The organism is Gordonia sp. YC-XJ4 (genome assembly GCF_059511865.1).
Genome location: NZ_CM183447.1, coordinates 4,658,784 through 4,678,054, shown reverse-complemented (window position 1 = coordinate 4,678,054; position 19,271 = coordinate 4,658,784). Strand labels below are relative to the sequence as shown.

General features: G+C 67.9%; 16 protein-coding genes and 1 tRNA gene. 13 read left to right on the top strand and 4 right to left on the bottom strand.

The features are described from left to right. Positions 1-5 precede the first annotated feature (5 nt). Genes AC5ZH6_RS20715 through AC5ZH6_RS20685 form a run of 7 tightly spaced genes read left to right on the top strand, consistent with a single transcriptional unit; the run spans position 6 to position 8,867 of the window. Positions 6-1,199: an LLM class flavin-dependent oxidoreductase gene (locus AC5ZH6_RS20715; protein ID WP_288338065.1), complete on the top strand. Its 1,194-nt coding sequence runs from the start codon at positions 6-8 to the stop codon at positions 1,197-1,199. Further along, positions 1,199-2,827: an ABC transporter substrate-binding protein gene (locus AC5ZH6_RS20710; RefSeq protein ID WP_288338066.1), complete on the top strand. Its 1,629-nt coding sequence runs from the start codon at positions 1,199-1,201 to the stop codon at positions 2,825-2,827. Before AC5ZH6_RS20715 ends, AC5ZH6_RS20710 begins: the two co-directional genes overlap by 1 nt. Positions 2,828-2,833: 6 nt before the next feature. Further along, a complete protein-coding gene (locus tag AC5ZH6_RS20705) occupies positions 2,834-3,823 on the top strand; it encodes an ABC transporter permease (protein WP_288338067.1) in 990 nt (329 codons plus the stop codon). After that, positions 3,816-4,700: an ABC transporter permease gene (locus AC5ZH6_RS20700; protein WP_288338068.1), complete on the top strand. Its 885-nt coding sequence runs from the start codon at positions 3,816-3,818 to the stop codon at positions 4,698-4,700. Before AC5ZH6_RS20705 ends, AC5ZH6_RS20700 begins: the two co-directional genes overlap by 8 nt. Continuing rightward, positions 4,697-6,298 carry a dipeptide ABC transporter ATP-binding protein gene (locus AC5ZH6_RS20695; protein ID WP_020170297.1) on the top strand — a complete coding sequence of 534 codons (1,602 nt, stop codon included), beginning with the start codon at positions 4,697-4,699 and terminating at the stop codon, positions 6,296-6,298. The genes AC5ZH6_RS20700 and AC5ZH6_RS20695 overlap by 4 nt, the downstream gene beginning before the upstream one ends. Beyond that, a complete protein-coding gene (locus AC5ZH6_RS20690; RefSeq protein ID WP_020170298.1) occupies positions 6,291-7,484 on the top strand; it encodes an LLM class flavin-dependent oxidoreductase in 1,194 nt (397 codons plus the stop codon). Before AC5ZH6_RS20695 ends, AC5ZH6_RS20690 begins: the two co-directional genes overlap by 8 nt. Positions 7,485-7,496: 12 nt before the next feature. Next, positions 7,497-8,867, top strand: coding sequence for an NtaA/DmoA family FMN-dependent monooxygenase (locus AC5ZH6_RS20685; protein ID WP_020170299.1), 1,371 nt, complete (start codon positions 7,497-7,499; stop codon positions 8,865-8,867). Between the two features lie 6 nt (positions 8,868-8,873). On the opposite strand, the gene AC5ZH6_RS20680 is transcribed toward AC5ZH6_RS20685, so the two are convergent. From AC5ZH6_RS20680 to AC5ZH6_RS20670, 3 genes are all read right to left on the bottom strand, one after another. Beyond that, complete coding sequence (locus AC5ZH6_RS20680) at positions 8,874-9,599, bottom strand: M24 family metallopeptidase (protein WP_020170300.1); 726 nt, start codon at positions 9,597-9,599, stop codon at positions 8,874-8,876. A gap of 508 nt (positions 9,600-10,107) precedes the next feature. Next, complete coding sequence (locus tag AC5ZH6_RS20675; protein WP_020170301.1) at positions 10,108-11,382, bottom strand: HNH endonuclease; 1,275 nt, start codon at positions 11,380-11,382, stop codon at positions 10,108-10,110. A gap of 216 nt (positions 11,383-11,598) precedes the next feature. Further along, positions 11,599-13,296, bottom strand: coding sequence for a GMC family oxidoreductase (locus AC5ZH6_RS20670; RefSeq protein WP_288338406.1), 1,698 nt, complete (start codon positions 13,294-13,296; stop codon positions 11,599-11,601). A gap of 263 nt (positions 13,297-13,559) precedes the next feature. Between AC5ZH6_RS20670 and nicT the strand changes: the two genes are divergently transcribed. From nicT to cobF, 4 genes are all read left to right on the top strand, one after another. Continuing rightward, a complete protein-coding gene (gene nicT, locus AC5ZH6_RS20665) occupies positions 13,560-14,711 on the top strand; it encodes a Nickel transporter NicT (protein ID WP_094600941.1) in 1,152 nt (383 codons plus the stop codon). A 100-nt stretch (positions 14,712-14,811) separates the two neighbouring features. Further along, positions 14,812-14,884: transfer RNA gene (locus tag AC5ZH6_RS20660), tRNA-Arg, on the top strand. A gap of 268 nt (positions 14,885-15,152) precedes the next feature. Continuing rightward, complete coding sequence (locus tag AC5ZH6_RS20655; protein ID WP_006368309.1) at positions 15,153-15,971, top strand: SDR family oxidoreductase; 819 nt, start codon at positions 15,153-15,155, stop codon at positions 15,969-15,971. Positions 15,972-15,976: 5 nt separating this feature from the next. Beyond that, a complete protein-coding gene (gene cobF, locus AC5ZH6_RS20650; RefSeq protein ID WP_094600940.1) occupies positions 15,977-16,759 on the top strand; it encodes a precorrin-6A synthase (deacetylating) in 783 nt (260 codons plus the stop codon). 1 nt (position 16,760) lies between these two features. Here the strand turns inward: cobF and AC5ZH6_RS20645 are convergent, their stop codons facing one another. Next, complete coding sequence (locus AC5ZH6_RS20645; protein ID WP_006368311.1) at positions 16,761-17,504, bottom strand: 3'(2'),5'-bisphosphate nucleotidase CysQ; 744 nt, start codon at positions 17,502-17,504, stop codon at positions 16,761-16,763. Between the two features lie 25 nt (positions 17,505-17,529). On the opposite strand from AC5ZH6_RS20645, the gene AC5ZH6_RS20640 reads away from it, so the two are divergent. Both AC5ZH6_RS20640 and AC5ZH6_RS20635 read left to right on the top strand, forming a co-directional pair. Next, complete coding sequence (locus tag AC5ZH6_RS20640) at positions 17,530-18,429, top strand: Fpg/Nei family DNA glycosylase (RefSeq protein ID WP_094600939.1); 900 nt, start codon at positions 17,530-17,532, stop codon at positions 18,427-18,429. Beyond that, a complete protein-coding gene (locus AC5ZH6_RS20635) occupies positions 18,426-19,259 on the top strand; it encodes a class I SAM-dependent methyltransferase (RefSeq protein ID WP_020170307.1) in 834 nt (277 codons plus the stop codon). Before AC5ZH6_RS20640 ends, AC5ZH6_RS20635 begins: the two co-directional genes overlap by 4 nt. Positions 19,260-19,271: the final 12 nt, after the last annotated feature.

The following is a 19,271-nucleotide window of genomic DNA, read 5'->3' as shown; positions in this document are numbered from 1 at the left end:
GGCTCGTGCCATTTCATGACCATGCCCCGTTGTCGGTGCTCGATCTCGCGCCGATCAGTGAGGGCTCCAATCCTGCTGCCGCACTGGCCAACACGATCGACCTCGCGCAGCACGCCGAGCAGTGGGGGTATCGCCGCTACTGGGTCGCCGAACATCACTTCGTCGCGGTGGCCGGCTCCAATCCGGCCGTCCTGATCGGTCAGATCGCCGGTGCCACCACCACCATCCGGGTCGGGTCGGCGGCGGTTCAGGTCGGCCAGACGACCGCGGTCTCGGTCGTCGAGTCCTTCGGTCTGCTCGACGCCTTCCATCCCGGCCGCATCGACCTGGGTCTCGGACGCTCCGGTCAGCGGCGCGCGGAAGCGGTCACGGCGACACCCACGCCTTCGACACCCACGCCGTCGACACCCACGCCGTCGACACCCACGCCTTCGACACCTGCGGTGACCCTGCCGAGCATTCCCCGCCCGAGTCGCGTCGTCGACGGTGTGGTGCTCCCCGAACCGTTCGATGTGTCGGCGCTGCTGGCGAATTCGCGTCTGGCACGCAGCTTCGAGGTACTCACCCAGCCCGGTGCGCAGACCCCCGATTTCGCCGAGCAGGTCGCCGACATCGCCGCATTGCTCGAGGGCACCTATCGCAGCCCGTCCGGTCTCCAACTGCATGCGGTGCCCGGTGAGGGCGCCGACGTCGAGCTCTGGATCTTCGGCAGCAGCAAGGGTCAGAGCGCCCAGGTGGCCGGCGCGCGCGGACTGCCCTTCGTCGCCAACTATCACGTGAGCCCCGGCACGACGCTCGAAGCGGTGCAGGCCTATCGCGCCGCCTTCCGGCCGTCGGCGGTACTCGCCGAACCGTACGTGGTGGTCTCGGCCGATGTGGTGGTCGCCGAGGACGACGACACCGCACGCCATCTCGCCTCCACCTACGGGCACTGGGTGTACAGCATCCGCAGCGGCCACGGTGCCGTCGAGTACCCGGATCCGGCCACCGCGCCACCACTGGACGACGAGCAGCGCGCACTGGTCGCCGACCGCCTCGAGACCCAGTTCGTGGGCAGCCCCGACACCGTCGTCGAGCGCTTGGCTGCGCTCGGAAAGCTGACCGATGCAGACGAACTCGTGATCACCTCGGTCACCCATGATCACGGTGACCGGCTGCGCTCGCACGAACTCCTCGCCAAGAAATGGGGCCTCATCTGATGCGTGGCATCACCACCACCGTCGCCCGTACCGCGACGGCATCCGTTGCCGCGCTGGCCGTATTCGGCCTCGCCGCATGCGGCGGGGGCTCCTCGCAGTCCGACGACGCCGGCCCGCCGGTCTCCGGTGGCACGCTGCGCTACGGCCTCTCCGACGCGCCCACCTGCTCCGACCCCGCCCAGAGCGCCACCAACCAGACGATCTACGTGACCCGTCAGATCGTCGACTCACTGACCGACCAGGTACCCGGGAGCGGTGACCTGAAACCGTGGCTGGCGCAGAGCTGGGAGGTCAGCCCCGACGCCAAGACCTTCACCTTCCACCTCAAGCCCGACGTCACCTTCAGCAACGGCACCCCGCTGACCGCCGACTCGGTCAAGAAGAACTTCGACGCCATCGTCACCACCCTTGGTGGCGCCAAGGCGCCCTTGGCCGCAACATATCTCAGCGGCTACACCGGTACCACCGTTGTCGACCCGTTGACCGCACGGGTCGAGTTCTCCGCACCGAACGCGCAGTTCCTGCAGGCGACCTCCACTCCGCAGCTCGGCATCCAGGCCGACGCGACCGTCGCCGCCACACCCGAACAGCGGTGCCAGGGCACCAACATCGGCTCCGGGCCGTTCGCGTACTCCGCATGGCAACAAGGCCGTTCGGCCGCCCTGCGCAAACGCACCGGATATCAATGGGGCTCGGCGGTGTTCACCCATACCGGCGACGCCTACCTCGACGGGATCGACTTCACCGTCGTCCCCGAGTCGGGTGTGCGCACCGGCTCACTGGGCTCCGGTCAGCTCGACGTCATCAGCGATGCCCTCCCCAACGACAAGGCACAGATCTCCTCGGCCGGTGGCAAGGTACTCACCGCGGTGAACCCCGGCGTGCCATTCGGCCTGCAGCCCAACGTCTCCCGTGGAGTACTCGCCGACGAGCAGGTCCGCACTGCACTGCTCCCGGCGATCAACCGCACCGAACTCGTCGACACCGTGCTCGACAAGGACTTCCACCCGGCGACCGGGGTGCTGGCCGCCAACACCCCGGGATTCCATGCCGAGACGGCGGCCCTGGCCTTCGACGCCGCCAAGTCCCGGCAGCTACTCGACGCCGCCGGCTGGCGGCCCGGCGCGGACGGCATTCGCGTCAAAGACGGCCGGCGCCTGTCGTTCTCGGTGCTCTACAGTCCGGTGTTCGCCGGCAACCAGGCGATCCTCGAACTCGTCCAGCAGCAGCTGAAGAACGCCGGCGTCGACATGGCGCTCGACGTGGTACCCGCAGCCGAGGCCACCGTCCGACAAAACTCCGGCGACTACGACGCGATCTACTACAACGTGACACGCGCCGACGGTGACATCCTGCGTACCCAGTTCGGGTTGACCACCCGAAACCTGAACCGGCGCGGGCCGATTCCCGCGCTGGACACCGCGCTGGCTCAGCAGCAGAGCACCACCGACACCGCCGCACGCAACGCGGACCTGGCCACCGCCCAGACCCAGATCATCGAGCACGGACTGTTCCTGCCCACTATCGAACTCTCGCAGGCCATCGGTACCGCGGGCACCGCACACCAGGTGTCCTTCGACGCCTCGGCACGCCTGCAGTTCCACGACACCTGGCTCTCGGGTCGGTGACCGGCGATGATCCGCTATCTCGCGATCCGCATCGCCTCGGCCATCGGGGTGCTGTGGGCGGCGTTCACCGTCGCCTTCATCATCCTGATCCTGCTGCCCTCGGATCCGGTGTCGATCGCAACCTCGGATGCCTCGATCCCCGCCGACCCGGCCGCCGTAGCCGCCCTCAAGGCCCGCTACGGACTGGATCGTTCGGTGTGGCAACAGTATTGGTCGGCGTTGACCGGCGCGCTGCACGGTGACTTCGGGCTGTCCATCTCCCAGGGGCGTCCGGTCACCGACGTGATCGCCGACGCCCTGCCCGGTACCGTGGCGCTCACGCTCACCGCAGTGGCGCTCGCCGTCGTCGGTGGGGTCGGACTCGCGGTGCTGGCGACCTGGACCCGCTCGACGCTGCTGCGTCGGGGCCTGCTGTCCATCCCGCCGCTGGTGGTGGCCCTGCCCACGTTCTGGGTGGGACTGGTCCTGTTGCAGGTCTTCGCCTTTCGTCTGCCGTGGTTCCCGGCATTCGGGGACACCCGACCCGGGTCGATCGTGCTGCCCGCGGTGACGCTGGCCATCCCGTATGCCGGGGTACTCGGGCAGGTGCTGGTGACCAGCATGACCGCCACCGATGCGGCGCCGTTCGTGCAGACGGCCACCGCCAAGGGTGCGAGCCGCGGGCGCGTCATCACCCGACACATCCTGCGGGTCTCGTCGCTGCCGGCGCTGACGGTGGCCGGCGTCGTCGTCGGCAACCTCCTCGGCGGGGCGGTCGTGGTGGAGACGGTGTTCTCCCGACCGGGTGTCGGCAAGCTCGCCCAATCCGCCGTTCTCGCACAGGACATCCCGGTCGTGCTTGCGCTGGTGACCCTCTCGGCGCTGGTCTTTGTCACCATCAACCTGCTCGTCGACGTCGTCTACCCGTTCCTCGACCCCCGCATCCTCAGCGGTGCGCGCCGACGGGAGCCGACGGCGCGCGACAACGACTCCCGGACGGAGCTGATCAATGTCTGACTCATCCGACACCGGTGTGTCGGTGCCGTCCTGGTCGTGGAGTCCGACGGCGGTGCGGCCCGCGGCGGTGTGGGCGTGGCTGCGGTCCAATGCCGCGGTGACACTCGCGGTGATCGTCCTCGCACTCGCCGTCGGATTCGCGGTGGCCCCGGGCTTGTTCACCGGACGCGACCCCCTGCTGGCCGTGCCCTCGGAGAAACTCTCACCACCGAGCGCCGCGCACTGGTTCGGCACCGACAACCTCGGCCGCGACGTCTACGCGCGATTCGTCCACGGGGCGGGTCTGTCGCTGACGGCGACCATCGGTGCCGTCGGGGTCGCGTTGCTCGTGGGGGCGATCCTCGGGTTGTTCGCCGGTACCGCAGGGGCCGTCGCCGACGGGGTGATCATGCGGGCCATCGACGTGATGCTCGCCGTCCCACAACTGTTGCTGGCCCTGGCCATCGTCGCGGCCCTGGGGTTCGGCACCACCAAGGTCGCGATCGCGGTGGCGGTGGTGCTCGTCGCGAGCTTCGCGCGGGTCATGCGCGCCGAGGTGCTGCGGGTCCGCCACGCCCCGTTCGTCGAGGCGTCGCGTGCCTTCGGGGTCCCGGCCCCGGTCGTGCTCGTCCGACACGTGTTGCGCAACTCCTACGCCCCGGTGCTCGCCCTGGCGGCCGCCGAATTCGGGATGGCGATCCTGCTGATCTCGTCGCTGTCGTTCCTCGGCTTCGGCGCCACCCCGCCGACTCCTGAATGGGGATCCCTGATCGCCGACGGCCGTGACTATCTGGCCACCGCCTGGTGGATGACCACACTGCCGGGATTGGCGATCGTGGCCGTCGTGCTCGCGGCGCACACCGTCGGCCACCGCATCTCGGCGGGAGATCACCGATGAGCCCGGTATCCGATCTCCCTGTCCTCGACGTGACCGATCTGCGCGTGGCGTACCGAACCAACGGCATCGAGACCGAGGCGGTCCGCGGAGTCGATCTCACGGTGGCGCGGGGCGAGACCGTTGCCGTGGTCGGGGAGTCCGGATCCGGGAAATCATCGGTGGCGCACGCGATCATCGGACTCCTACCGCGCACGGCGCACTCCACCGGTCGCGTGCACCTCGGAGATCTGCGGATCGACGAGCTCGGCTCCCGCGCCATGAACCGGATTCGGGGCGCACGGATCGGCCTGGTTCCGCAAGACCCGGGCACCGCACTCAATCCCGTGCAACGCGTGGGTGATCAGGTCGCCGAAGTCCTGCGCATCCACGGTCGCGCCGCCCGCAAGACGGCCCGCATCCACGCGCTCGAGCACCTCGCCGACGCCGGCATCGACGATCCGGAGGTGCGCTACCACCAACTACCGCACCAACTCTCGGGCGGACAGCGGCAGCGTGTGCTGATCGCGATGGCGATGGCGTGCGAACCCGAGCTGATCATCGCCGACGAACCCACGAGCGCCCTCGACGTCACCGTGCAGCGCCGCATCCTCGATCACCTTGCCGCCCGCGCCGCCGATAGCGGCACCTCGATCCTGTTGATCACCCATGACATCGGGGTGGCCGCCGACCGTGCCGATCGGCTCGTCGTCATGTCCGGCGGGCAGATCGTCGAAAGTGGTTCGACAGCACAGATTCTCACCGAGCCGCGTCATGCCTACACCCGGCGACTGATCGCTGATGCACCCGCACTCACCTCGGGCACCCTGGCCGCACCCCGCGACGACGACGCACCGGTCATCGCACGCGCCGAACACATCTCGAGGTCGTTTCGGGTCGGTCGTGGCAACGGGTTGACCGCCGTCGACGACGTGTCGCTGGCGGTGCGCGCCGGGCAAACCTTGGCGGTGGTGGGGGAGAGCGGGTCGGGCAAGACGACCACCGCCCGCATCCTGGCCGGTCTGGAGACCCACGATTCCGGCGTCGTCGAGGCCGGTGACCGTCGCGGGGATGTCGGCTTCGTCTATCAGAACCCCTTCTCGTCGATGAACCCGAAACTGACTGTCGAACAGATCATCTCCGAACCGCTGCGTGGGGTCCCCCGAGCACAGCGCCGACGTCGCGTGGACGAACTCCTCGCGGCGGTCGCACTCGAACCGGGTCATGCGCGCCGACTGCCCACCGCGCTGTCGGGTGGACAGCGCCAGCGGGTGGCGATCGCGCGTGCCCTGGCCACCACCCCGAAGCTACTCATCCTGGACGAGCCGGTCTCCGCCCTCGACGTCACCATCCAGGCGCAGGTCCTGCGACTGCTCGCCGACCTCCAACGCCACCACGGCATCGCCTATCTGTTCATCTCGCACGACCTGGCCGTCGTCCGGCAGATCAGCCACCGGGTGGCGGTCATGCGCGCCGGCCGGATCGTCGAGGAGGGGCCGGTCGAGGACGTCTTCGACGACCCGCGCCACGACTACACCCGCGCACTCCTCGCCGCCATCCCCGGAGCGGGCCGTACCGCCGGTTCCTCCACCAACCTTCCCAAGGAGTCCGCTCATGCCTGATCAGATCCACCTGGCCGTCGCGTTGTCCGATGCCGGCTGGCACCCCGGCGCGTGGCGTGAGCCCGGTGCGCGCCCCACCGAACTGCTCACCGGCCGCTACTGGGCAGATCTGGTGCGCGAAGCCGAATCCGGCGCCCTCGACCTCGTCACCCTCGACGACGGTCTCGGACTGCAGCGCGACGATCCGCTACGCCCCGACGATCGGACCGATCGGGTTCGTGGACGGCTCGATGCGGTCCTCGTCGCCAACCGGGTGGCGCCCACCACACGTGCGATCGGCCTGATCCCGGCGGCGATCACGACCCATACCGAACCGTTCCACACCGCCAAGGCGATCGCCACACTCGACTACGTCGCACACGGACGTGCCGGGGTGCAGCTGCGAGTGGACGGATCGGCCGCCGATGCGCAGTTGTTCGGCCGTCGTACGCTGCCCGACCTGGTGCCTGCCGACCCCGACCCGGTGATCCTCGACGCGCTGTTCACCGAGGCCGCCGACTACGCCGAAGTACTGCGCCGACTGTGGGATTCGTGGGAGGACGACGCCGAGATACGCGACGCCGCCACCGGGCGCTTCATCGACCGCGACAAACTGCACTACATCGACTTCGAGGGTGAATACTTCAGTGTGCGTGGACCGTCGATCACCCCGCGTCCCCCACAGGGGCAACCGCCCATCGCCGCACTCGGACACAACAGTTCGGCCTACGACCTGATCGGCCGCGTCGCCGACCTCGGATTCATCACCGCGCGCGATGCGGCCACCGCTACCGCGGCCGTCGCCGAGATCGACGCCGCCCGGGTGTCGGCGGGGCGTGCCGATCCGGTGCGGGTGTTCGACGATCTACTCGTCATCCTCGGCGACACCGACGCCGAGGCCACGGCCCGAGCGGCACGACTCGACGAGCTCGCGGGCGTCGAATTACACAGTGATGCACCGATCTTCGTCGGTACCGCCACCGGTCTCGCCGACCTCATCGAGGAGCTTGTCCCCGCCGCCGACCCGGGGCACGCGCTCGCCGGGGTGCGGCTGCGCCCCGCGGTGCTGCCCGACGACCTGTTCGCGATCACCGGCCAACTGGTCCCGGAGTTGCGTCGCCGCAAACGTTTTCGCACGGAGTACACCGCAACCACCCTCCGCGGGCACCTCGGACTCACCCGCCCCGCCAACCGCTACGCAGCCTGATCGGAGACCGCCATGACCGCACCCCGCAAGGAAATCCATCTCGCCGCGCACTTTCCCGGCGTCAACAACACCACGGTGTGGAGCGATCCCGCCTCGGGCAGTCATATCGAATTCGAGTCCTTCGAACATTTCGCCCGAACCGCCGAACGCGGCAAATTCGACTTCTTGTTCCTCGCCGAGGGGTTGCGGCTACGGGAGCAGAACGGCCTCATCTACGACCTCGACGTCGTCGGGCGGCCGGACACGTTCTCGATTCTCGCAGCACTCGGCGCCGTCACCCATCGGCTCGGCCTGACCGGCACCATCAACTCCACCTTCAACGAACCCTACGAGGTGGCACGGCAATTCGCGAGCCTCGATCACCTCACCGACGGACGTGCCGCCTGGAACGTGGTCACCTCGTGGGACGAGTTCACCGGGGAGAACTTCCGACGTGGCGGATATTTGCCGAGCTCCCAACGCTATTCGCGGGCCAAGGAGTTCCTCGACACCGCGATCGAGCTGTGGGAGTCCTGGCGTGGCGACGAGATCGTCGCCGACAGGGCATCCGGCCGGTTCCTGCAGGACGGCGCGGTCGGCGAATTCGCGCACCGCGGTGAGCAATTCGACATCGAGGGACGATTCTCGGTGCCACGCAGCCCGCAGGGTCGGCCGGTGATCTTCCAGGCCGGTGACTCCGAGGAGGGCCGTGAGTTCGCCGCTGCGAAGGCGGATGCGATCTTCTCCCGGCACAGTGCCTACGAGGAGGGACGTGAGTTCTACCGTGACGTCAAGTCCCGGCTGGCCAGGTACGGGCGTCGCCGTGAGCAGCTGCTGATCCTGCCGGCGGCCACATTCGTGTTGGGCGACACCGACGCCGAGGCGGCCGACCTCGCTCACGAGGTGCGTCTCGCGCAGGTCAGCGGTGCCACCGCGCTGCGCTTCCTGGAGCAGGTGTGGAACCGGGATCTCTCCGACGTCGACCCCGACGGTCCGCTGCCGCAGTTCGATCCGGTCGTCGGCGAGCACACCATCGCCCGCGGACGGGCCAGCGTGCGGTCATACCGTGATCCGCTGCAGACCGCGCGCGAATGGCGCGAACGTGCCGAGGCCAACAATTGGTCGATCCGCGAACTCATCATCGAGGTGACCGGCCGGCAGGCCTTCGTCGGCAGCGCGCAGACCATCGCCGAGCGCCTGGATCACGCCGTGCAGAACGATGTCAGCGATGGCTTCATCCTCGTCCCGCACATCACGCCCGGCGGGCTCGACCGGTTCGTCGACGAAGTGGTGCCCATCCTGCAGGAGCGCGGGAGTTTTCGTGCCGACTACACCGGTACGACGCTGCGCGACCATCTCGGGATCGACCGCGTCGCGCAGGGGTCGGGGCGCGCCGCGTCCTGAAGGAACTCAGGGGAGGTCGAGCAGTTCCTCGCAGAAGCCGCCGAAGCGGCGATCCGGGGTCACGAGGTGCACCTCGAGAATCCAGTGGCATTGCCGGCCGGCGCGGTCGGTGCGACGCATCGGCCCCTCGGAACCGGGGGCGATGTAGCTCTCGATCTCGGCGGCGTCGATGTTCTCGTGCGGGAACTCGCCGACGAGATGCCCGGCGATGTCGCCGCCGAACTCCCAGCCTGCCTCGCGGGACAGTTCGACCACGCGGTCATAAAGCTGCGCTCCGGTGATGTCGGCGTGGGTGCGGAAGTGTTCGCGTCCGGCCTCCCACACCTGGCTCAGCGATGCGCGCAGCGCATGTTTGGTCGGATCGTCGCCGAGGACGAACGTGCGGCCGAAGTCGGCCTCCCACTCCTCGAAGATCGGACCGAAGTCCAGGAAGAGGATTTCGTCGTCGGCGAGGATTCGGTCCGGCGGATTGGCACGGTAGGTCTGCAGGGTGTTCTCGCCGGCGCGCACGATCCGTTTGTGCCAGTGCCGGGTCACGCCGAACATGTCGGCGGCGAGGTCGCGGATCTCATTGGACAGTTCTCGTTCGCCCACACCCGGTCGGATCATCCCGCGCTCGGTGATCTCGGCGAAGAGTTGCTCAGCCTTGGCCTGGGCGTCGAGAAGCCGACGAACCCTGGCGTCCTCATCCGGGGAGTCGCCGAGTTCGGGGGAGGCGTCGACTGTCGTCACCCGTCCATGCTCGCACACCCGGGCAACTCTTGGTCGTGAGCTACTCATTCCCGTTCCGCTGCCCATTGCCCCGATGGTCTCGAGTCTCGCGGCACGCGGGTCGCACCTCGACCAGCGATCTATGATGCTCCGCCCTTCCCGCCCCACGGCCGTCCCATCCCGGTGGTCGAGGTGCCGAGGAGCGCTAGCGGCGAGCCTCGAGACCTGTTGTGTCGATGGGTATCCGGTCCTCGGTGGTCCGAATACAGCGCCGGCGCAGTCGGTCTCGAGGCTCGCCGCACGCGGCTCGCACCTCGACCATCGGGGGGGACCGTTCCCATCCTGGTGGTCGAGGTGCCGAGGAGCGTCAGCGACGAGCCTCGAGACCCCTTGTGCCGAAGGGCTTCCGGGCCGCGGGCGGCACGACACCTCGACCATCGGGTGGGGTTTGTCTCTATGGAGTTCTCAAACAACAGATGCGGTCCCGGCCAGGCCGGGTGCAGGGAATCAGGTAGTGGTGCAGCGTAGGTCAGGCTGCTGCGTCGTCGAGTCGCATGGTCCGTCGGTGATACGACGGCACCGGCCGGCGTTGCGGATCCACAGTGGCGGGTGGGATGAGCCAGGGGTGCCGGTCGAAACCCATGATGATGTCCCAGCCGCGGTGGTGCACATCGTCATGACAACTGGTGCAGAGCAGGCAGCCGTTGTCGAGGTCGGTGGGCCCACCATCGGCCCAGTGGTGCACATGGTGTGCTTGGCAGCGTCCGGCGTGTGTTCCGCATTTGATGCACCCGCGATCACGCACCAACAACGCTTTGCGTTGGCCGGGGGTGAACAAGCGCTCTTTGAGTCCGACGTCGAGGGGTACGCCGTCGGGGTTGAGGATGATTCTGGTGATGGTGGTGTCGCACGACAACAACTTGGCGGTGGCTTCGGTGATGGCACCCATATTCTGCAACTCGCCGCCGAGCGCGGGGTTGTCCGCCGACCACGTCCACAACAACCCGTTGGTCGGTTTCGCCGAGAACGTGGTGTCGGCCAAACCTTGTGCCGCCAACTCCACGATCGTCTCGAACGCGGCAGCACAGATCTGTTCGGGAGTCCGCGGATCCGGGGACCCATCGGGCTGAGGTTTGGGCGCCGACAAGGTCTCCATCAAAGTACGGGTTTTCTCACCCGCGACGATGTCGAGGTTCGCCGAGATCTCCAACCGGCCGTCGTCGGTGATGTGGTCGGTGTAGGAGTTGATCTTCTTGTCCTCGGCAGCCGGCAACCCGCCCGGTGTCTCGGCCGCCAACTCGTTACCCAACTGCCGCGCGTAGGTGGTGATCTCGGCGGGGGTGAAACCGGCGAAGTAGTGCGACAGCAGTTTCCGCAGGTATTCACACCGTTGCACGGTGTCGAGGGGTTCGGGGGAGCGGGTGTCGATGTGCGCCAATCCGCGGACGATGGCGTCGGTGTGTTCGGAGGAGATGGACCCGTCCGCGGCGTGCGCGAGCAGCAGATCCACATCGGTGGTGGCCGAGATCCGCACGTATCGACTTGCGACGGCGGGTGCGCAACCCATGCTGATCAACAGTTCCCGCAGTCGGGTGGTTTTGTGGTCGGCGACGCCGAGGCGATCCATCTCGCCGGTGAGGGTGGTGGCGTGATGATCAACCAGGTTCCGCAGTAGCAGGACTTGTTTCATCGCACCGAAGGCTTGTGGCCCGGTCATGTCCGGATTCCATTGCAGGTCGCTGAGTTGGGTGACAATTCCGGCGAAAACTGCCTCGGCATCAAGAGCTTCAGTGGTGTCGATCATGGGCCCCTCCCCAGTGGCTGATCGGTGTGATGACTCCACATTACTCGAACATAGGGATCAAGGCAAGGGTGTTCGATGGTTGTGGGGAGGCAAAGGTGCTTGTGGACAACGGGTTTCGGTGATGGGCTGGCTGATATTTTCTGTCGGTGGGGTGTGGTAGAGGTGCGGCCTCCGTGACCGAGATGCCGTTGTGGTTGGGACGCTTGTTGCCTCTCGCTACGCGTACAGCCGAAGCGCGCCTGGCGCGTGGTCGGGAACAGTGGGATGCTGCGGTGCGACGGCGGTGATGCGGCGATACGGTGCGCCGAGCGGCGGTCGCGGGTCGGTCTCTCCGGCGTTGGGCCAGAACGCCATGGCGCGTTCGGCCTGGGCGGTGATGGTGAGCGACGGGTTCACGCCGAGGTTCGCCGAGACCGTGGATCCGTCCACGATGTGCAGTCCCGGATGACCGAACGCGCGGTGATAGGCGTCGACGACGCCGTCGTCGGGATCGTCCCCGATGGCGCAGCCGCCGAGGAAGTGGGCGGTCATCGGGATATCGACGAGGTCGAGGATCGACCCACCCGGATCGCCGTCGATGCGGCGCGCCGCGGCCCGGACGGCCGTGTGTCCCTCGGGAATCCACCGTGGGGGCGGATCGCCGCCGCCCGGTCGGCTCCGTAGGATCGGGCCGAATCGTCCTCTCCGCGCGTGTAATTCGATCGAGTTGTCGACGGTCTGCATCACCAGCGCGATGATGGTCCGCTCCGACCAGCGGTGCACCGACAGCGAGCGGGCGGCGGTGATCGGGTGCGCGAGCATGGTCAGTACCGCGCGCAGCAGCCGTGGCATGCGTCCGCCGCCGTCGACGAGAACGGCCTGCAGGAGCCCGATCAGGTTGCTGCCCTTGCCGTATCGGACCGGCTCGATGTGGGTGTGATCGTTGGGATGAAACGACGACGTGATGGCGACACCCTCGGTGTAGTCGACGTCGGTGGTGTGGGCCGTCGCGGCGAGGACGGCCTCGGAGTTGGTGCGCACCACCGTCCCGAGTCGGGGCGACAGATCCGGCAGTCGTCGTGAGCGCGCCATCTCGAGCAGCAGTTTGTTGGTGCCGTAGGTACCGGCGGCCATCACGACCTGGTCGGCATACAGCGTCCGGCGTCCTCGCCACGGTGCGCCGGTGCGGTGGGTGCTGACCTCATAGCCATCGCCGTGCGGGTGGAGGCCGTCGACCATCGTCATCGGGATGATCTGTGCCCCGGCCTGTTCGGCGAGATACAGGTAGTTCTTGACCAGGGTGTTCTTTGCGCCGACGCGACATCCGGTCATGCACGCGCCGCACTGTGTGCATCCGGTGCGTTGTGGTCCGGCTCCGCCGAAGTACGGGTCGGCGACCGTGACGCCGGGCGTCCCGAAGAACACACCGACCGGGGCCGCGACGACGGTGTCGGCGACTCCCATCCCGTGGGCGACCGATCGCATCACGCGATCGGCGGCGGTGACACCCGGGAAGGTCGTCACGCCGAGCATGCGGGTGGCCTGGTCGTAGAAGGGGTCGAGCTCGGCGGCCCAGTCGGTGATCGCGCTCCAGTGCGGATCGTCGAAGAACGCCGCGGGCGGGCGATACAGCGTGTTCGCGTAGTTGAGCGATCCGCCGCCGACACCTGCGCCGGCCATGACCAGCACGTCGCGGAGCGGATGGATGCGCTGGACGCCGAACAGGCCCAGTGCCGGCGCCCATACATAGTCCCGGAGTCGCCAACTGGTCGTGGGCAACTCGTGGTCGGCGAATCGGCGTCCGGCCTCGAGGACGCCGACGCGATAGCCCTTCTCGGTGAGCCGGAGTGCGGCGACCGAGCCGCCGAAACCCGAGCCGACGACGAGGACGTCGAAACGATCGGGGTCGTGCGCGGGTGCGTCGGGAGGCGTCATGGGATGTGATGCTAACGACAATCATAGAAACAGTCCAGACTGCTTGTAAGCCTGATCTGACCCGGACAAGTGCGACATCGAGGCTGTCCGGTCGGGTAGGTGGTGGCCTGGTGTGGTGGCCCTACTGTGTCCGAAGTGCACGATTCGCTCTTGCGGCGCAGGGGATCTGTGGAGAACAGTCGGATCTCGCTCGCCCGAAACGCTCACGTCCGGGCAATTCATCTGTTGAGATGAACAGATCATCTGATGAGGAGTTCGGCTGCATGGCAACGCAATTCGCTCAACAAGGACAAACCGGACGTCCGTCGTTCGGTGGTCGACTCGCTCAGCTCCGCCGGTCGCTGACCCCGGCCGAATGGGCCAGTATCGGCGGCATGGTCGCCGTCGTGGCAGCCCTGCACATCATCGGATGGGTGACCCTGGTCGTCTTCGTGGCACCGCACGACTTCAGCGTCGGGCAGAAGACCCTGGGCCTCGGCGTCGGGCTGACCGCCTACACCCTGGGTATGCGTCACGCCTTCGACGCCGACCACATCTCGGCGATCGACAACACCACCCGCAAACTCCTCGGCGACGGACAGCGGCCGATGACCGTCGGATTCTGGTTCTCGTTGGGGCACTCCACAATCGTCTTCGGGCTGGCGTTGTTGCTCTCCTTCGGTGTGCGGGCACTCGCGGGGCCGGTCGAGGACGACTCGTCGGCGCTGCACCACTACACGGGTCTCATCGGCACCACGGTCTCCGGCGGCTTCCTCTACCTCATCGCCGCGATCAACATCGTGATCCTGTTCGGGATCGTCAAGGTCTTCCGCGCGATGCGTCAGGGCGACTACTCCGAGGATGAACTCGAAAAGCACTTGAACAATCGAGGTTTCATGAACCGCATCCTCGGTCGCTTCATGAAGTCGGTGACCAAGCCGTGGCAGATGTACCCCATCGGGGTCCTGTTCGGGCTGGGCTTCGACACCGCGACCGAGGTCGCCCTGCTCGTCCTCGCCGGCAGTAGCGCCGCCGCCGGACTGCCCTGGTACGCGATCCTGTGCCTGCCGGTCCTGTTCGCCGCGGGTATGAGCCTGTTCGACAGCATCGACGGCACGTTCATGAACTTCGCCTACGGTTGGGCCTTCGCCAACCCCGTGCGCAAGGTCTACTACAACCTCACCATCACCGGACTGTCGGTCGTGGTCGCCTTCGTCATCGGCACCATCGAGATCCTCGGACTGCTGGCCGACGAGTTCGGCTGGAGCGGCCCGTTCTGGGATGACGTCTCCGGGATCGATCTGAACATCGTCGGCTACGCCATCGTCGGTCTGTTCATCGTCACCTGGCTCGTCGCCGTGGTCATCTGGCGCGTCGGGCGAATCGAGCAGCGGTGGGCGCTGGCGCCGGCGACCGTGGCCGAGCGTGTCGAATAGTCGCGGTGCACCGGGTCCGGTGAGGTTCGGTGCGTCGCCCCACAGTCGCTGACGTAGACTTCCCGTGGCGTCGACCCGCTGCGTCTGGGTGTCGCCGCCCGCCTCAGTAGCTCAGGGGATAGAGCATTCCTCTCCTAAAGGAAGGGTCGCAGGTTCGAATCCTGCCTGGGGCACTGTGACATCCTTGCCGGCCTCCGGCCGGTGTGCGCCTGCTGTGTTTGAAAGAGATCCACGGAGGCGCACTGTGACATCCCTTCCGGCCTCCGGCCGGTGTGCGCCTGCTGTGTTTGAAAGAGATCCACGGAGGCGCACCCGCAAAACGAACGCCGTCCGAGTATGCCAACGCCCGCGGTGCACCGACCGCGTCGGCACATTCGCCCGGCGTTCGCGCCGCGTCGACGGGTGACCTGGTCATCGAGGCGCTGCGCTACGGTGAGCATCGTGGACTCGCGGAAACCTCAGACAGTTCTCGTCACCGGCGCAACCAGCGGAATCGGCGCCGAGGTGGCACGGCAGATGGCGGCGCTCGGGCACCGCGTCTACGGCACCAGCCGTCATCCCGACAAGGTTTCCGACCCGATTCCCGGTGTCGCCTACGTGCGCCTCGACAACGCCGACTACGCCTCGGCGGATGCGTGCGCCGCAGAGGTCGGCGACGTCGACATCCTCGTCAACAACGCCGGTGAGTCGCAGGCCGGTGCGCTCGAGGACACCCCGATGAGTGCCATCGAGGATCTGTTCCGCGTCAACGTGTTCGGGCCCGTCGCCTTGACCAAGGCGGTCCTGCCGGGCATGCGGCAACGGCGCCACGGCACGGTCATCATGGTCGGGTCGATGCTGTCGAGCTTCCCCGTCGCATTCCGCTCCAACTATGCGGCCACCAAGTCGGCGCTCAAGGCCTTCGCGCTGGCGACCCGACGAGAGGTGGCGCCCTACGGAATCCGGATGATCAGCGTCGAGCCGGGGACCATCGCCACCGGTATCGGGGGCCGGCGCAGCATCCACATCGATGACGGATCGCCGTATGCGGCCGAGTACGAGACCCTCGCCGCCGCCACCCGACGCAACGAGGACGCGGGAATCGACGCGCCGACGATGGCGCGGGTCATCGTCGAGGCCGCGCTCGCCGAGCATCCGAAACCGTTCTACGCCAAGGGAAACAACGCGGCCATCGTCTTCGCGCTGCGGCGGCTGGTGCCGCGCCAGATCATCCTCGATGTCACCGCGCGCAAACACGGGCTTCCGCGCGTGAAGATCTGAGCGCCGTGCAGGTCACCATCCGCGTCATCGGTATCGGACCGGGAGATCCGCGGCAGATCACGCTGCAGGCCATCGACGCCATGGCCGGCGTCGACGTCTTCCTCGCGCTCGAGAAGGGCGACGCCAAGGGCGGTTTGCTGCAGGCTCGCCGCGACATCCTCGAACACCATGTACCGCAAGGTTATTCGCTCGTCGAGATTCCCGATCCGCCCCGCGACAGACGTCCCGCCGACTACGGCGCCGAGGTCCGCCGCTGGCACGCCGCCCGTGCGGAACTGCTCGCCCGGGCGATCCTCGCCGACGTCCCCGACGACGGGGTGGCGGCATTCCTCGTCTGGGGCGACCCCGCACTCTACGACTCCACCCTGCGCATCGTCGACGACCTCGCCGCACGCGACGACATGCAGGTGGCTGTGGAGGTGATCCCGGGCGTCACCAGCGCGTCGGCGCTCACCGCCGCCCACGGGATCGTCGCCAACCGGGTGGGCGAGCCCATCCACATCACCACCGGGCGTCGCCTCGCCGAGACCCCGCCGGGTGCCGACGCCAACCAGATCGTGATGCTCGACGCCGATCTCGGTTTCCGCCACACCGCCGCCGCCGACGACGAGATCTGGTGGGGCGCCTATCTCGGGACGCCCGACGAGATCCTCATCAGCGGCCGGGTCGGCGACGTCACCGACGAGATCGTCGAGACGCGTGCCGCGGCCCGCGCCCGAATCGGCTGGATCATGGACATCTACCTGCTCCGCGCGGCGCGACAGGCTCCGGGGGACGCCCCGGGATAGGTCACCACCACACCTCGCCGACCACGTCGAGGATGTCCTCGGCGAGTTCGGGGCGGCAGATCACGAAGTCGGGCATGTACGGCTGTGGCTGGTTGTAGACGATCGGGGTGCCGTCGAGCCGGCTGCAGTGCAGCCCCGCGGCGAGCGCCACACCGACCGGTGCCGCGTTGTCCCACTCGTACTGCCCTCCGGAATGGACGTAGGCGTCGGCGTCACCGCGCACCACCGCCATCGCCTTGGCGCCCGCCGAACCGATCGGCACCGGGCGCAGCCCGAGCCGGCGCGCCACCGCGGCCACCTCGTAACTCGTGCCCCACCGTGAGGTCGCGATGCGGCCCGACGCGTCGGCGGGCACGGCGTCGACGGTGTCGGTACGAAAGACCTCACCCATCGCCGGCAATGCGACGGCGGCGTCGGTGACCGCACCGTTCTCAGTGAGTGCGACGTGCACCGCCCACTGATCGCTGCCCGCGGCGAACTCGCTGGTGCCGTCGAGCGGATCGATGATCCAGACCCGCTGTGCCACAGCGCGGTCGCCGACGTCGGTGGCCTCCTCGCTCAACACCGCGTCCCGCGGCCGGTGCCTGCGCAGGACGGTGCCGATCCACGCCTGGGCGAGCGCGTCACCGGCATCGCCGAGCAACCGCCCAACCAACAGGTCGCCGGAGCGCACCCCCAGCAGGATCTCCCCGGCCCCGACCGCGATGCGTGTGGCCAGCTCGGCGTCGGAAAGACCGGAACTCATCTGTTCACTAGAGCACACTGGTGTCATGCCCGAACTGCCCGAGGTTGCCGCGATCGCCGATTTCGTGGACGGACGTACCGCCGGACTACCGATCCGGCGGGTGGACATCGCATCGTTGTCGGTGCTCAAGACCGCCGACCCCCCGTACACGGCCCTGACGGGGCGGCTCGTCGAATCCGTCGGCAGAGTCGGCAAATACCTGATCATCCGCACCGTCCCGGGTTCCGAGACCGATCCCGAACCGGTCATCAACCTGGTCATCCACCTGTCCCGGGCGGGCTGGCTGCGATGGAGCGAGGATCTCTCACCCAAACCCCTTCGACCCGGCGGCAAGAGCCCGATCGCGCTGCGGGTGCACTGCGGGATTCCCAGCGCCACCGGTGGCGAGGGTTTTGACGTGACGGAGGCCGGAACGCAGAAGCGGTTGGCGGTGTGGATCGTCCGCGACATCACCGAGGTCGAGCGCATCGCGACATTGGGGCCCGACGTCCTCGCGCTCGATCGCGACGAGTTCGCCGACATCCTCACCGGCACCGGCGCGCGCATCAAGAACGTGCTCACCGATCAGCGGGTGCTCGCCGGGATCGGTAACGCCTACTCCGACGAGATCCTGCACACCGCGAAGCTCTCTCCGTTCGCCACCGCGAAAACCCTGACCGGCGAACAGATCGACACCCTCTACGAGGCGATGCGCGACGTGCTGACCGACGCGATCGGGCGTCTGGAGGGCCAGGGCGTGGCAAAGCTGAAGTCGGAGAAGCGGACCGGGCTCAAGGTGCACGCCCGTACCGGTCTGCCGTGCCCGGTGTGCGGGGACACGATCCGTGAGGTCGCCTTCAGCGACCGATCCTTCCAGTACTGCCCGACCTGCCAGACGGGTGGCAAGGTTCTCGCCGACCGCCGGATGTCGCGACTCCTCAAGTGAGGCAAGAACTGTCCGAAGACGGTGTGGTCGCGCAACTGCGGGCGGCCGGGTGCGTGTTCGCCGAGGAGGAGGCGACGATCCTGCGCGAGGCCGCCGCCGACGACGCGGATCTGACCCGGCTCGTGGCACGCCGGGTGGCCGGTGAACCGATCGAGCATCTCGTCGGCTGGGTGGAGTTCGCGGGCCGGCGCCTGGCGGTCGGGCCCGGGGTCTTCGTGCCGCGTCGACGGTCGGAACTGCTCGCCGCCGTTGCCGTCGGCGCCGCCGCATCCCGGCAGCGCCCGGTGATGGTCGAACCCTATTGCGGTGCAGCACCACTGGCGTCCACCGTCGGCGCCTGGATGCCGACCGCGCGGGTGTACGCCACCGACATCGACGACGTCGCACTGCGATGTGCGCGCCGCAACCTCGGTGCCGACGCCGGGGTGCTGCGCGGCTCGGGTCTGGCCGGGCTGCCCGCAGCGCTGCGCGGACGGGTGGACGTGATCGCGGCCGTCCCGCCGTACGTACCGGACGCGGCGCTCGCGTTGTTGCCGCACGAGGCCGCCGACCACGAACCCCGCCGGGCACTGCTGGCCGGCGCCGATGGACTCGACCACATCGGCACCCTCATCGCGCAGGCGCCCGGATGGCTGGCCGCCGACGGCGTGCTGGCGATCGAGATGAACGAGGAGCAGGCGCAGATGGTCACGGATCCGGACGATCGTTTCCCAACAGCGGCTCTCGCCCGCCCCGTCCACTTCGCCCGCCCCGTCCTCTTCGCCCGCCCCGTTCTCTATGCCACCGACGACTCCCGCACCGTGGTACTGGCGCTGACGATGCCCGGCTGATCTGACCCTCGG